This is a genomic window from Apibacter sp. B3706 (assembly GCF_011082725.1).
GTDB lineage: Bacteria > Bacteroidota > Bacteroidia > Flavobacteriales > Weeksellaceae > Apibacter.
Genome location: NZ_CP049715.1, coordinates 743,226 through 758,005 on the forward strand (window position 1 = coordinate 743,226; position 14,780 = coordinate 758,005).

The 14,780-nt window shown below is 30.0% G+C and carries 11 protein-coding genes; 8 read left to right on the forward strand and 3 right to left on the reverse strand.

The features are described 5' to 3' along the window. The first annotated feature begins 18 nt into the window (after window positions 1–18). From G8C41_RS03295 to G8C41_RS03330, 8 genes are all read left to right on the forward strand, one after another. Window positions 19–1,752, forward strand: coding sequence for a LysM peptidoglycan-binding domain-containing protein (locus G8C41_RS03295; RefSeq protein WP_166006101.1), 1,734 nt, complete (start codon window positions 19–21; stop codon window positions 1,750–1,752). Between the two features lie 56 nt (window positions 1,753–1,808). Beyond that, window positions 1,809–2,696, forward strand: coding sequence for an ACP S-malonyltransferase (gene fabD, locus G8C41_RS03300; protein WP_166006102.1), 888 nt, complete (start codon window positions 1,809–1,811; stop codon window positions 2,694–2,696). A 374-nt stretch (window positions 2,697–3,070) separates the two neighbouring features. Then, window positions 3,071–3,766 (forward strand): ABC transporter ATP-binding protein, encoded by a 696-nt coding sequence (locus G8C41_RS03305; protein ID WP_105297756.1) that lies wholly within the window; start codon window positions 3,071–3,073, stop codon window positions 3,764–3,766. A gap of 10 nt (window positions 3,767–3,776) precedes the next feature. Continuing rightward, entirely contained in the window at window positions 3,777–5,006 is a 1,230-nt protein-coding gene (locus G8C41_RS03310; protein WP_160566341.1) for an ABC transporter permease, read from the forward strand. Window positions 5,007–5,037: 31 nt separating this feature from the next. After that, the gene (locus G8C41_RS03315; protein ID WP_160543213.1) at window positions 5,038–6,288 is read left to right on the forward strand and encodes an ABC transporter permease; all 1,251 of its coding nucleotides are present in this window, start codon (window positions 5,038–5,040) and stop codon (window positions 6,286–6,288) included. Between the two features lie 193 nt (window positions 6,289–6,481). Then, on the forward strand, window positions 6,482–9,100 hold the full coding sequence (locus G8C41_RS03320) for a valine--tRNA ligase (protein WP_166006103.1): 2,619 nt from the start codon (window positions 6,482–6,484) through the stop codon (window positions 9,098–9,100). Window positions 9,101–9,223: 123 nt separating this feature from the next. After that, complete coding sequence (locus G8C41_RS03325) at window positions 9,224–10,117, forward strand: hypothetical protein (RefSeq protein ID WP_166006104.1); 894 nt, start codon at window positions 9,224–9,226, stop codon at window positions 10,115–10,117. Between the two features lie 340 nt (window positions 10,118–10,457). Further along, window positions 10,458–10,595 (forward strand): multidrug transporter, encoded by a 138-nt coding sequence (locus G8C41_RS03330; protein WP_105297751.1) that lies wholly within the window; start codon window positions 10,458–10,460, stop codon window positions 10,593–10,595. A gap of 489 nt (window positions 10,596–11,084) precedes the next feature. On the opposite strand, the gene hemN is transcribed toward G8C41_RS03330, so the two are convergent. From hemN to G8C41_RS03345, 3 genes are all read right to left on the reverse strand, one after another. Next, window positions 11,085–12,449 carry an oxygen-independent coproporphyrinogen III oxidase gene (gene hemN, locus G8C41_RS03335; RefSeq protein WP_166006105.1) on the reverse strand — a complete coding sequence of 455 codons (1,365 nt, stop codon included), beginning with the start codon at window positions 12,447–12,449 and terminating at the stop codon, window positions 11,085–11,087. 237 nt (window positions 12,450–12,686) lie between these two features. Next, a complete protein-coding gene (gene kdsA / locus G8C41_RS03340; RefSeq protein ID WP_166003874.1) occupies window positions 12,687–13,505 on the reverse strand; it encodes a 3-deoxy-8-phosphooctulonate synthase in 819 nt (272 codons plus the stop codon). Between the two features lie 213 nt (window positions 13,506–13,718). After that, window positions 13,719–14,771, reverse strand: a complete 1,053-nt coding sequence (locus G8C41_RS03345; RefSeq protein ID WP_166006106.1) for an RluA family pseudouridine synthase — start codon at window positions 14,769–14,771, stop codon at window positions 13,719–13,721. Window positions 14,772–14,780: the final 9 nt, after the last annotated feature.

The following is a 14,780-nucleotide window of genomic DNA, read 5'->3' on the forward strand; positions in this document are numbered from 1 at the left end:
CAACAAAGTTATTTAGAAATGAAAAAGCAATTTAATACGCTGCTATTATTATTTATAAGTTCCTTGATGCTTTCGCAACAGCAAAAACATACTGTTATGGCGAAAGAAACGCTTTATGGGTTAAGTAAAAAATACAATGTTTCCATTGATGATTTAAAAAAAGTAAATCCTCAATTAAACAGCCGTACGCTTCAGATAGGGGAAATACTTAATATACCGGATAAAAAAGCTTCTTCTAAAGCGAATGAATATTTAACTTCCAACACTGCTAATAACACACAAAATATAGAAAATACACAAAACTTGGATTATTTTTATATTACCGTTGAGCCTAAACAAACGTTGTACGGATTAAGTAAAAAGTATCATACTACAATTAAAAGCATAATAGCCCTTAATCCGGCTATGGATAAGAACGGTCCCAAAATCGGTGAAATTTTAAAAATTCCTGCCAATTCCTCATTGGAAAATTCAAATGCTTATAATCATGTTTATAGTGATGATAAAAAGGATCAGGAAGAATTAAAAATAAATAATTCAGATTCAAAAGAAGAAATCAACATAAAAGATAAAAAAGAGTTAACTTCAGCAAAAGATGATCCAATAGAAACTAATAAAAAAGAAAATATTGAAAATCAGAATGATAAAGAATCTGATATCTTAAGTAAGAATAAATTACCTGAAAATGGTTTACAGAATGATGCTAAAGATCAATCATCAAGTCAAGCCGATAGTGAATTTAGAAAAGACGGAGTAAATGTGGTTTTATTTTTACCTTTCCATACCGGAGAATCTTCCGTTAATCCGGAAAGACGTATAGCTACTCAATTTTATTCTGGAGTCAAACTTGCACTGGATTCTTTGTCCAATAGAGGAAAAAGAGTTCATGTAAAAATATTTGACACAAGTAATGATAATAAATTCAGAGAAATTGTAAATACCTATGATTTTTCGAATACCAATCTTATAATAGGCCCTTTATTTAAATCGAACTTATTGACCCTAGCAGATAAAATTAAAAAAATTCCGATAATTTCTCCATTTTCTTCCAGCGATGACCTAGATGAACACGAAAATTTAATTTTATACAATACAAAAGATCAAATATTAGCTGAAAAAGTAACTGATGAAATGTTAAAAAAATATTCCAACGAAAAAATATATATAGTATATGATGAGGAACATTTTAAAACGGCTCAATTTATTCAATCATTAATTAAAGATAGAAAAAATAATGCTGAAGTAATTTTAACTAAAAATGCAGAAGATATTAAACCGGATCAGAATTTAGTTACTGAAGAATATAATAAAATTTATGCCCTATTAATTTCAAATCAAGATCCGGTAATAAATAAATATTTAGATACGATAACTAGTTTTGAAACTAATCAAGTACAACCTATTTCTTTATTTTACTCTTCTTTGTTTGATAATAAAAAATACGAAGAAAAACTTATAAATTTCGGATTGTTATATTTAGATACAAATTATGTAAATGAATTTGGTTTTAATGAACAAAAAATGATGAATTTATATAAGAAAAAATATTGTCATATGCCGGATAAATATGCTATTACCGGTTTTGATGTAACCTATGATATTTTGAGTCGTGTTGATGAAAAAGGGAATTTATCTAACGCAATTATGAAAGCTGAAAGTAAACAAGTCAGCAATAAATATTCTTTTAGAAGAATAAATAAAAATGGAGCTTGGGTTAATCAAGAAGCTAGAATTATTCAATTATTAAAATAACTTAGAACAAACAAAATTACATTTAACAATAAAATACTTAATATTAAAAAAAATTAATGAATTCATTAGTATTTCCCGGACAGGGTTCTCAGTTCCCAGGCATGGGAAAAGAAATATATGAGAGCAGAGCTGATATTAAAGAAATGATGAACTCTGCTAATGATATATTAGGGTTTAATATCATTGATATCATGTTTAAGGGAACCGAAGAACAACTAAAACAAACAAAAGTAACACAACCTGCAATTTTTATCTATTCCATCGCTTCTGCTAAAGTTAATGAAAATGCCCGAATTGAAATGGTAGCAGGGCATTCCTTAGGAGAATTTTCTGCATTAGTTGGAAATGGAGTCCTGTCTTTTGATAACGGTTTAAAATTAGTTTACGAAAGAGCCTTGGCGATGCAAGAAGCTTGTGAAGAAAATCCTTCTTCGATGGCAGCGGTTATAGGTTTAGATGATGAAACTGTCGAAAAGGTATGTCAGGAGATATCCTCTGAAAATAATATTGTAGTTCCGGCAAATTATAATTGTCCGGGGCAATTGGTTATATCAGGACACACAGAGGCAGTTAAACAAGCTTGTGAAACTTTAAAAGAAAAAGGGGCTAAAAGAGCAATTTTGCTGCCTGTTAGCGGGGCTTTCCATTCACCACTTATGAAAAGTGCCGAGAAAAGATTAGAAGAAGTTATTCTTAAAACTAAATTTAATACACCCAGTGTCCCAATATATCAGAATTATACTAGTAAAGCTGTTACCAATATTGAGAAAATAAAAGAAAATCTTATTAAACAATTGACCTCTCCGGTAAACTGGACAAAAATAATTCGTAACATGATACAAGATAATTGTTCGGTATTTACAGAAACCGGTCCGGGAAAGGTTTTACAAGGATTAATTAAAAAAATTGACAGTTCCGTTGAAGTTTCCTCACTTTCTAATTAAAAAAATTAAATAGAATACAAAAAAGAGATCTTATATTAAGATCTCTTTTTTTATGAAGAATATTTTTTAACGATAAATCATTAACTTTTTTTAAAACAAAAAGATTTTAAATCTTTATATTATCACCATTTAGAATATATGTATATAAAAATTTTTAAAACAGATTAAACAAAAATTCATTAAAGTTTTATACGGATATAATTAATTTGCTTTAGTAAAAGCTATAACTAACTAAACATTTAATTTAATTTATCGATCATTTTTAGTTTATATAGAATGTTAAACATATATTAAATAAACTGTTTCGATTTTGCGGTAATCTGTAACATTTAGTAGTTAAATTATACAAATTAGTAACTACAATTGCAAACGACATGATTTCATTGAAAAACATACATAAGTATTATGACATAGGTCATAATAAATTACATGTATTAAAAGGAATTAATCTGGAAATAGGAGAAGGAGAAATGGTTGCTATTATGGGATCTTCCGGATCAGGTAAATCTACCTTGTTAAATATTCTTGGAATATTGGATTACGCTGACGAAGGAGAATATCTATTAGATGGGGTTAAAATTGAAAAAGATTTAAGCGAATCAAAAGCAGCAGATTATAGAAATAAATTTTTAGGCTTTGTTTTCCAGTCCTTTAACTTGATAAGCTTTAAAAATGCTATGGAAAATGTCGCACTTCCTTTATATTATCAAAAAGTAAAACGTTCTCAAAGAAATTCCAGGGCCATGGAATATCTAAAAAGGGTAGGATTAGATGATAGAGCAGATCATATGCCTAATGAATTGTCGGGTGGACAAAAACAAAGGGTGGCAATTGCTCGCGCATTGGTAACACATCCTAAAGTTATTTTAGCCGATGAACCTACAGGAGCACTTGACAGTCAAACCACTTATGACGTAATAAAATTTTTACAAAAAATTAATAACGAAGGAAAAACTATTTTAATAGTTACACATGAACCCGATGTGGCGAAACAATGCAAAAGGGTAGTTCATTTAAAAGATGGTATAATTGAAAGGGATGAATTTATTAATCAAGAAGTTTTAGTATAATTTATTAACTATGTTTAATATAGATCGCTGGCAGGAAATATTTTATTCCATCAAGCAAAATAAATTAAGAACTTTTCTTTCGGGTTTTACAATATCATTAGGATTATTTATCTTCATTATACTTTTCGGTTTTGGAAATGGTTTAAAAAATGGCTTTTCACAAGCCTTCATATTGGATTCTTCCAGTACAATTAATATTATTCCGGGAAAAGCAACCGAAGCATATTTAGGTTTACAACAAAATAGGGATGTTACTCTTAAAAATGAAGATCTTGAACTTGTAAAGAAAGAATTTGATGAAAATTTAGAGTATAAAACAGCTACCATCACACAGCCTGAAAATGTTACTTACAGAACATCTTCAGGAATCTATACAGTTCAGGCAACTTACCCGGATAAGCAATATATAGAAAAAGCCATTATTACATCAGGACGTTTTTTAAATCAATCAGACATTATAAACAAAACTAAATTTGCCGTTATAGGTCGATTGGTAGAAAAAGATCTTTTTAAAAATGAAAAAGCCTTAGGTAAATATATAAATATAGGCGGAATCAATTATAAAGTTGTTGGTATATTCTACGATGAAGGAGGGGATAATGATGAAAGAATAATTTACATCCCTATATCCACTTTACAAAGTCTCAAAAAAAGTACAGATCATGTAAGCCAGATAGATGTTGCTTATTTATCGGACATGAAACCTAGCGTAGCTGTTAAATTAGGGGATGAGATTGAGAGAACTTTACGCTCCAAACTTAAAATTTCACCCACAGATAAAACCGGTTTGGTTATTCGAAACAGAGCCCAAAATATGGAAGATACCTACTCGTTTTTCACGGTGATTTCTTCTTTGGTTATGTTTATAGGATTTGGTACCATAATGGCCGGAATTATCGGTATTAGTAATATTATGGTTTATATTGTAAAAGAAAGAACAAAAGAAATAGGAATTAGAAAAGCCTTAGGAGCAAAACCATTCAGTATAGTTTGGCTTATCTTGCAAGAATCTATTTTCATTACAGTTATTTCCGGTATTTCAGGGGTTATTTTAGGTAGTCTGGCTCTTTATTTTATAGGTAATAATCTTTCCACCTATCTTATAGTAGATCCTTCGGTAAGTAAAGAATTATTAATTTTTGCAACGGTATCCTTAATAACTTTTGGTACGGTAGCAGGATTTATTCCGGCAAGAAAAGCTGCAAAAATAAAACCTATAGAAGCCTTAAGTTCAGATTAAACTATTTATTGAAATTTAATATCTTATACAAATGCAAATTTTAGATAGAGAAACATGGGTTGAAATTTACCATACTCTCAGCAAAAATAAGTTGCGCACCATTTTAACAATGATCGGTGTGGCATGGGGAATGTTTTTGTATGTATTTCTTTTAGGAGCTGCTAAAGGCGCTGAAAATGGTTTTTATAAAATATTTGACGGATATGCAACCAATAGTATATTTCTTTGGGGTGGATCTACAGGTGAACCCTATAAAGGATACCCGAGAGGAAGGGAGTTAGCTATACATTTGGATGATGTAGAATATTTGAAAAAACAAGTTCCTGAAATTGATTTTGTAGTACCTAGAAATGCTGCTTCCTCTGAACAAAGCGTTATAAACAGAAAAAATAAAAGTAAGAATTTCACCGTATTTGGTGATTTTGCTTCGGTATCCAAAGTTCAAAAGAAACAATTGATTACAGGAAGATTACTAAATGAAGAAGATGATGTTCAGAAAAAAAAGGTTGCGATAATCGGTAAAGAGGTTTATGAACAATTATTCAATAATAAAGAAAATGCTATAGGTGAATATATCAAAATTAACGGAATTTATTTTCAAGTAGTTGGAGTTTACAGAAATCCAAATTCAGGATTTTTACCGGAAGATGTGGTATATATTCCTTTTAATACCTATCAGAAAATCTACAATCAAGGAGATAAAGTAAATTGGATGGTAATTTCCATTAAACCACAATACAATGTTAATGTGGTCGAAGAAAAGATCAAAACAGCTTTAAGAAAAAAATACGATGTAGCACCCACAGATGAAAAGGCTTTCGGTGCTTGGAATTTTGCTGAGAACTTTAGAAAATTAACCAATTTCTTAAAAGGATTGCAAATACTTACTTGGTTTGTGGGAGGTTTAACCATTCTTGCCGGAGTAGTTGCTATTTCCAATATTTTATTAATAACGGTGAAAGAAAGAACCTTGGAAATAGGTATCCGAAGAGCTTTAGGAGCCAAACCGGGTGAGATAAGATCACAAATACTTATGGAAAGTGTGTTTTTAACTGTATTTTCCGGTCTACTCGGTTTTATATTAGGAGTATTACTTTTAATAGGAATGAGTTCATTTATGGGCGATGCCAATCCTAAATTTCCGTTCTATAATCCAACCGTAAATATTTGGAACGTATTAGCAGCCTTGTTTTTAATGGTAAGTTTAGGTTTGTTTATTGGACTTATACCGGCCCAAAGAGCAGTTCAAATAAAACCGATTGAGGCTTTGCGAACAGAATAATAGTCATATAAATTAGTTTAATTTTGGAAATTATGACTTTATCTAAAAAATCAGATAAGTGATAATACACAAAAGCAAATGCAATAGGATTTTCAAATTTTGAAAATCCTATTTTTATATCTAGTAATATAATTTTTTTAAAAAATTTTAATAAAATACTACCTTTGTAGTCATTCTCAAAAAATAAGAATACATGTCAGAAATTACAGCAAAATATTCTCCTAAAAACGTTGAAGATAAATGGTATAAATTTTGGATGGATAACCACTTTTTTCATTCAGAACCGAATGAGAAAAAACCGTATACTATTGTAATTCCTCCCCCTAATGTAACCGGTGTATTACACATGGGTCATATGCTTAATAATACAATTCAGGATGTATTAATAAGACGTGCCCGAATGTTGGGATATAATGCTTGCTGGGTTCCCGGAACAGATCATGCTTCCATAGCCACTGAGGCCAAAGTAGTTAACAAGCTAAAAGAACAGGGAATTAGTAAATTTGACATAGGAAGAGAAAAGTTTTTAGAACATGCATGGGAATGGACTCACACACATGGTGGAATCATATTAGAACAATTAAAAAAATTAGGTTGTTCTTGTGATTGGGATCGTACAAAATTTACCCTTGACGGTGATCTATATAATTCAGTAATTAAATGTTTCGTGGATCTTTATAATAGAGGATATATTTATAAAGGGAACAAGATGATTAATTGGGATCCGGAAGCGAAAACCAATATATCCGATGAAGAAGTAATTTATAAAGAACATAACGGAAAACTATATTTTTTGAGATATAAAGTAGCTCATGAAGACCATTATGTAATCGTAGCTACTACAAGGCCGGAAACTATATTCGGTGACACCGCTCTTTGTATAAATCCTAGTGATGAGCGTTATCAATTTTTAAAAGGAAAGAAAGTTATAGTACCGATCTGTAACCGAGAAATACCGGTCATTGAGGATGAATATGTAGATATGGAGTTTGGAACGGGAGTTTTAAAAATAACGCCTGCTCATGATGTGAATGATTATAATTTGGGTAAGAAGCACCAATTAGCTACCATTGATATTTTTAATGATAATGCAACTCTAAATGATAATGGATTGCATTATAAAGGAAAAGACAGATTCATAGTTCGTAAGGAAATAACAAAAGAGCTTAAAGAAAAAAATCTTCTTGAAAAAGAAGAAAATTATGTAAATAAAGTGGGAACTTCTGAACGAACCGGAGCAGTTATTGAGCCTAAAATATCGGTACAGTGGTTTATGAAAATGAAGGATTTTGCTAAACCGGCTCTTGATGCAGTATTAAATGAAGAGCTTAAACTGTATCCGGATAAGTTCGTTACTACTTACAAAAATTGGTTGGAAGACATTCATGATTGGAATATCTCACGTCAGCTTTGGTGGGGACATAGAATACCTGCTTATTATTATGGAGAAGGCGAAAATGATTTTGTAATTGCAGAAACAAAAGAAGAGGCTCTAAAGTTAGCTCAAGAAAAAAACTCATCCATCACACCCGAAACCTTACGACAAGAAGAAGACGTATTAGATACCTGGTTTTCTTCCTGGTTATGGCCTATTTCAGTTTTCAACGGAATCAATGAACCGGACAATAAGGAAATTAATTATTATTATCCTACCCAAGATTTAGTTACCGGACCGGATATTATATTTTTCTGGGTAGCCAGAATGGTAATGGCAGGATATGCTTTCAGAAATGAAAAACCATTTTCTAACGTTTATTTCACCGGAATTGTACGAGATAAATTAAGAAGGAAAATGTCTAAGCAGCTCGGAAATTCTCCGGATCCTTTAAAATTGATTGAAGAATACGGAGCAGATGGTGTTCGAGTGGGGGTATTATTAAGTTCATCTGCCGGAAATGATCTTATGTTTGATGAAGATTTATGTTTACAAGGGAGAAACTTTTCAAATAAAATTTGGAATTCTTTCCGTTTAGTACAATCTTGGAATGTAGATTCATCAAAACCTCAAACCATTGAAAGTAAAGAAGCTATATCTTGGCTAAAAAATAAAATAGCTAAAACAGTTACTTTAATAAATGGAGATTTTGAAAAATATCGAATTTCCGATGCATTAATGAATATTTATAAACTCATTTGGGATGACTATTGCTCTTGGTATTTAGAAGCTGTTAAACCCCCATTTGGTGAAGATATTGATGAAAAAACTTATATAGAAACAATAGCGATTTTAGAAGACCTGTTAAAATTGCTTCATCCATTCATGCCATTTATCTCTGAAGAGATTTGGCAAACAATTAAAAAAAGAGAAATACAAGAAAGCCTTATTATAACTTCATCAGTCTCTGAAAACGCATATAATGAATCCATTATATCCGATTTTGAAGTAACCAAAGAAATTATTTCAAGTATTAGAAATTTCCGTTCTGAAAAAGGCCTTTCACCTAAAGAATCGTTAACGCTTATAGTTAAATCATCCGATAAATTGGAAAATATTGCTACCATAAAAAAATTAGCTAATATTTCACAAATAAAGGATCAACTGAATGAAAATGAGCCATCTTATACTTTTTTAGTTGGTAAATTGGAATTTGCCATACCTTTTACACAAACAATCGATACAGAAGCAGAAAAAGCAAAAATATTGGAAGATATAGCTTATTTAGAAGGATTTTTAAAAAGCGTAAATGCAAAACTGTCTAATGAAAAATTTGTGAATGGAGCTCCTCAAAAAGTAGTCGAAATGGAAAGAAAGAAGCAATCCGATACACTGGAAAAATTAACTATTTTAAAAGAGAGCTTAAAAAAGTTATAAGACTAGCTATTTTTATCAAATTTTAGTTTACAGAAAGAAATAAAACTATTGAAACATTTAAAAATGATTTATTTGAATTAATAAGTAAGTAGGAATAATCCTATCCATTAAATCTGAGAACGTATGATGAAACTACCTAGACTTATTTTTTGTTTTGTTTCAATAGTTTTATATAGTCAGGTAGAGAAAAATATATTAGACTTATCCGAATATCCCGAAAAATATATATTGTCGTCTCAAATCAATGAAACTTCTACACTTGATTTTTATAATGATTTCCTATATACCTGTAACGACAGCGGAGGAGAAGCCGAAATATATAAATTAAGCACTCAGGATGGAAAAATAGTAGAAACAATAAAAATCAAAGGAGTTAAAAATGTTGATTGGGAAGAATTGGCACGTAAAGGTGATACTCTTTTTATTGGTGATTTTGGAAATAATTTAGGCATTCGCAAAGATTTAACTGTATATCAAGTAGTTTTGCCTACCAATGCAACAAATTTAAAAGAAATAACTATAGTAGATCAGTTTCAATTTACGTTCGAAGATCAAATAGATTATGAAAACAAAGGAAATTTTAAGACAAACTTTGATTGCGAAGCATTTATCTATTATAAAAATAAGCTTCATTTATTTACTAAACGATGGGGTGATTTTCATACCGCACATTACGAATTAGATTTAACTTCTGTATCAAAATCTAAAATTGCAAAAAAGATAGAAACTTTTAATACGGAATGTTTAATAACCGGAGCAGACATACACCAAGATACATTATATTTGATAGGATATACCAAAGAAGCAGCCTATGTATGGAAATTTTATGATTTTGAAGATCATAATTTTTTTAAAGGTAAATCCAAACAAACCTTGATCGGTTTAACTGCTGCTATAGGTCAAACAGAAGTTATTGCCGTAACAGATTCCAAAATATATATAACCGCTGAAGAAATGAATTATTCGCTCTTTCATGTTAAACCCACGCTATATATTCTCAATAAAGATGAACTCTAGTTTAAATAATATTTTTTGATTTAAATTTATAACTGAAGATGGTTTTATTTAATATTATTTTATAATCCATAATTTTATATCGTTTAATTTAAATAGAAGGTTGCTAATGCTCAAATTAATAATCCTCAAAGTTATACCTTCATAAAAAAATAGATGTTTCTATCTGTATTTATCCTTGTAATCAGTTTTTTCATTTTATATTAAAAATAAAATCTAATACTATATTTAGTGAAAATAAATTTCTATATTTTCAAAGTAATAGAAGATAAAAAAATGAAAATATATGCTTTATTTTTAAAAATTATTTTATCTTTGCCTATAAATCACAAAAATTAATACTATGGCTAAAGAAAAAAAAATAGTAAGGTACAGAGATGCCGAAACTGGACACTACACCACTAAAAAATATGCTGAAGAAAATCCTAAGACTACAGTAAGGGAAACTGATCGGGTTAGACCCAGAACTAAGAAAAAATAATAGTTAATTTTGCCTTTATCTTTTTTGTCATCTTATTAATAAATTATGCAAATGTTGCATTTATTAAATGAAAGTTTATTCATTTTTCCTTAGTAACGTGGAAAAATCAAACCTTTATATATTGAAACTATCTGATTATTACAAAATTTCATTAATAGTTAGTTTGCATAAATAATAATGGCAAAAATAATAGATAAAATAATAATTAGTAGTATTCCGATACTATAATCTTATAATTTTCGAAACTAGTTATAGTACAGTTAATGCTCACATTAATTAATGTGAGCTATTTTTTTGCAAACTTTATTTACTAATTTATAGTATATAACAAATTATAATTCAATCAATTAATCTATACAGTATAATGTAGGACTTATATATGAGCCCTTTAAAAATAAATTTTACGTAATTTAACTATATATTGAATGCGATATATATTTACTTAAAATTCGTTGATAGTAAAATAAATCAAATCAAAAGATTTAAAGATTAAACCGTCATAGAAAATAATTTGGTTTGAGGTGCATTTTTCATCATTCTCAGATCAAAAGCCATACAAATATTACGAATAAACGAACGCCCATTTTCTTTTATAACTAAAGAATTTTCCGATAATTCAATAAGACCGTCTGCTTCAAACTCTCGTAATCTTTCGATGATTTCAGGATAATTTTTTTGAATAATTCCATCTTCCCAGCGGGTTTCCAACAAACACATTAAATTAAGTATGTGTCTTCTAATAAATAAATCTTCCTCACTTAAGATATGCCCTCTAAAAACAGGAAGTTCTTGATTATTAACTTTTTGGTAGTAATCTTCTATAGTTTTAACATTTTGAGCAAATGCATACCAATTATCTGAAATCGAAGAAACTCCTAATCCGATCATTACTTGAGTGGAAGAGGAGGTATATCCCATAAAATTTCTATGTATTTTTCTATTTAGCATGGATTGGTACAAAGAATCTGATTTTAAGGAAAAATGATCCATTCCGATTTCAAAATATCCCATATTTTCCAATAACTCTTTACCTTTTTCATACAATTCTCTTTTTTCCTCACCGCTTGGCAAATCTCCATCTTTGAAACCCCTTTGTCCTACACCTTTAATCCACGGAACATGAGCATATGAATAAAATGCAATTCTATCGGGTTGCATTACTTCGGTCATCTTTATGGTATGCTTCACTTTATTTAAATCTTGAAAAGGCAAACCAAAGACTAAATCATGACTTATACTTTCATATCCTATTTCACGAGCAATATCGGTTACTTTTTTAACGTTTTCAAGGGGTTGAATACGATGTATCGCTTGTTGTACTTTAGGATCGTAATCTTGAACTCCAAAACTTACTCTTCTAAATCCTAGATTGTATAAGGATTGAAGATGTTCACGAGTGGTATTATTAGGATGCCCTTCAAAACTAAATTCTTTTTCCGAATGAATTTCTGCTTTTGAGAAAATATTTTCTAATAAATACGTTAGATTTTTAGGAGAAAAAAACGAGGGAGTTCCACCTCCTAAATGTAATTCTTTTATAATGGGTTTTTCAGGCAGTAAAGCTAGATACAACTGCCATTCTTTTAAAAGAGTTTCTATATATACTAACTCAACATTATGCTGTTTAGTAATACGCTTATTGCAGGCACAAAAAGTACATAAACTTTCACAAAAAGGAAGGTGAATATACAAACTAATGCCTTCTCTTTTATTACTTTCTTTAAAAGATTTTTGTAACGTTTGAATCCATTTTTCAGAAGAAAAATTTTTTTCATCCCAATAAGGTACCGTAGGATAACTGGTATATCTGGGACCGGGTACATTATATTTTTGTATAAGAGTATTATTTTGCATATTTCGTTTCGTTACTGCAAATTTATTGATAACAAAATATATGGCTTACATAATTCAATTACTTTGAATTATGTATTTATAAATCAAACCAATAAAGTTATTTTAAATTTTATTAAGATGGTAAACCCAGGATAAAAAATTAATTAAAAAACAATGTCAAAATCAATAATAATCAATAAAAGATATGAAATGATTGATTTATATTGTATTAAATTAAAATCATTTTTTACCCAAATACTAACTGATAGCTTTTCTTATTTTTACCAATTTTTCCAACAAGTTTTCCAGTAAATCCAGTTTTAACATATTTGCACCATCGGAAAGGGCAATTTCAGGATTCGGATGGGTTTCAATGAAAATTCCATCAGCTCCAACGGCAATACCTGCTTTAGCAATAGTTTCAATCATATCGGGTCTACCTCCCGTTACACCGGTTGTTTGATTGGGTTGTTGTAATGAATGCGTAACATCTAATATTACAGGAGCGTAGTTCCTCATAGTTGGTATTCCTCTGTAATCTACAATTAAATCATGATATCCAAAAGAAGTTCCTCGATCAATAATTGCATAGTTGGAATTTCCTGAATCTTTTATTTTTTGAGCGGCAAATTGCATGGCTTCTGGAGACAAAAATTGACCTTTTTTTAAGGTAATATACTTTCCGGTTTTTGCAGCCGCAACTAACAAATCGGTTTGTCTAACCAAAAAAGCAGGAATTTGTAATACATCCACATATTTTGCAGCCCATTGAGCATGTTCGTTTTCATGAATATCGGTAGTGGTGGGTATTGAAAACGTATCACCAACTTTTTTTAATATTTCTAAAGATTTTTGCTCTCCAATTGTGGTGAAGCTGTCAACTCTTGATCGATTTGCCTTTTTGAAAGAACCTTTAAAGATATAAGGAATACCTAATTTATCAGTAATTTCAACAATTTTTCCGGCAATATCCATAGCCATTTGCTCACCTTCAATAATACAAGGTCCTGCAATTAAAGTGAAATTATTAGTAGTTGTATTTTTTATTTTAGGAATTGAATATAAGCTGTTTTTCATGAGGAATCTTTTTTACAAATTTAGTATATATTTATGATCCATAGAAATTACCGATAGATCACTTTTATAAAAGGTTGAAATGAAATTACTTTCCAATAAAAAATGGTTATTTATATAAAATATATACCAATTAAAAGACGTAAAATTGTATAAAACACTTATAATTTTTATGAAATTGATTTAAAAATACCAAATTAACAATTTACCTAAAATTTATTGCGGTGTATTGAAATGAATATAAGATCTCCATTTTTCTATCACCTGTTTCATATCTTCAGGTAATTCAGATTCAAAAAACATTTCTTTTTTTGTTCTTGGATGAACGAAACCTAAGGTACGAGCATGCAAAGCTTGTCGCGGAAGAACTTGAAAGCAATTTTCAACAAATTGTTTATATTTTGTGAAAGTAGTTCCTTTTAGAACAATGTTTCCTCCGTATCTTTCATCATTAAAAAGAATATGCCCTAAGTATTTCATATGGGCCCTAATTTGGTGAGTTCTTCCGGTCTCAAGTTGACATTCAACCAATGTAACATAACGGAATCTTTCTAAAACCTTGTAATGGGTTACCGCATGTTTACCATGAGAACCATCAGGGAAAACAGCCATTTGCATACGGTCTTTCAAATCGCGTCCTATATGACCGTTTATAGTTCCTTCATTTTCCTCAAAATTACCCCAAACTAATGCATTATACACCCTTTTAGTAGTCTTATTAAAAAATTGCTTAGCTAAATGATTCATCGCAAATTCATTTTTAGCAATTACCAATAATCCCGAAGTATCTTTATCAATCCTGTGAACTAGTCCGGGACGCTTGTCTAAGTCTGTTTGAAAATAGGGAAGAGTACTAAAATGGTAAGCCAAAGCATTAACTAGGGTGCCTTCAAAATTTCCAAATCCGGGATGTACCACCATTCCGGCTTTCTTATTAACCACCAACAAATCTTCATCTTCATAGATAATATCTATAGGAATATTTTGGGGAACAATACTCGTATCACGAGGAGGATGTGCTAAAACAATGGAAACGATATCATTAGGCTTAACCTTATAGTTAGATTTTACAGGTATATTATTAACTAAAACATTACCGGCAAGAGCAGCCTTTTGAATTTTATTTCTTGTAGAATTTTCTATTAAATTTACAAGATATTTATCAATACGTACGGAACCTTGTCCTTTGTCTACAGTGATTTTAAAATGTTCATATAATTCATCCGCATCATTATTCTGATCAGTATCTAATATATCTTGCTTTTCCATAATATTTAT

Coding starts and splice junctions, on each gene's coding strand:
- G8C41_RS03295 (WP_166006101.1), top strand. CDS start 19: ATGAAAAAGCAATTTAATACGCTGCTATTATTATTTATAAGTTCCTTG.
- fabD (WP_166006102.1), top strand. CDS start 1,809: ATGAATTCATTAGTATTTCCCGGACAGGGTTCTCAGTTCCCAGGCATG.
- G8C41_RS03305 (WP_105297756.1), top strand. CDS start 3,071: ATGATTTCATTGAAAAACATACATAAGTATTATGACATAGGTCATAAT.
- G8C41_RS03310 (WP_160566341.1), top strand. CDS start 3,777: ATGTTTAATATAGATCGCTGGCAGGAAATATTTTATTCCATCAAGCAA.
- G8C41_RS03315 (WP_160543213.1), top strand. CDS start 5,038: ATGCAAATTTTAGATAGAGAAACATGGGTTGAAATTTACCATACTCTC.
- G8C41_RS03320 (WP_166006103.1), top strand. CDS start 6,482: ATGTCAGAAATTACAGCAAAATATTCTCCTAAAAACGTTGAAGATAAA.
- G8C41_RS03325 (WP_166006104.1), top strand. CDS start 9,224: ATGATGAAACTACCTAGACTTATTTTTTGTTTTGTTTCAATAGTTTTA.
- G8C41_RS03330 (WP_105297751.1), top strand. CDS start 10,458: ATGGCTAAAGAAAAAAAAATAGTAAGGTACAGAGATGCCGAAACTGGA.
- hemN (WP_166006105.1), bottom strand. CDS start 12,449: ATGCAAAATAATACTCTTATACAAAAATATAATGTACCCGGTCCCAGA.
- kdsA (WP_166003874.1), bottom strand. CDS start 13,505: ATGAAAAACAGCTTATATTCAATTCCTAAAATAAAAAATACAACTACT.
- G8C41_RS03345 (WP_166006106.1), bottom strand. CDS start 14,771: ATGGAAAAGCAAGATATATTAGATACTGATCAGAATAATGATGCGGAT.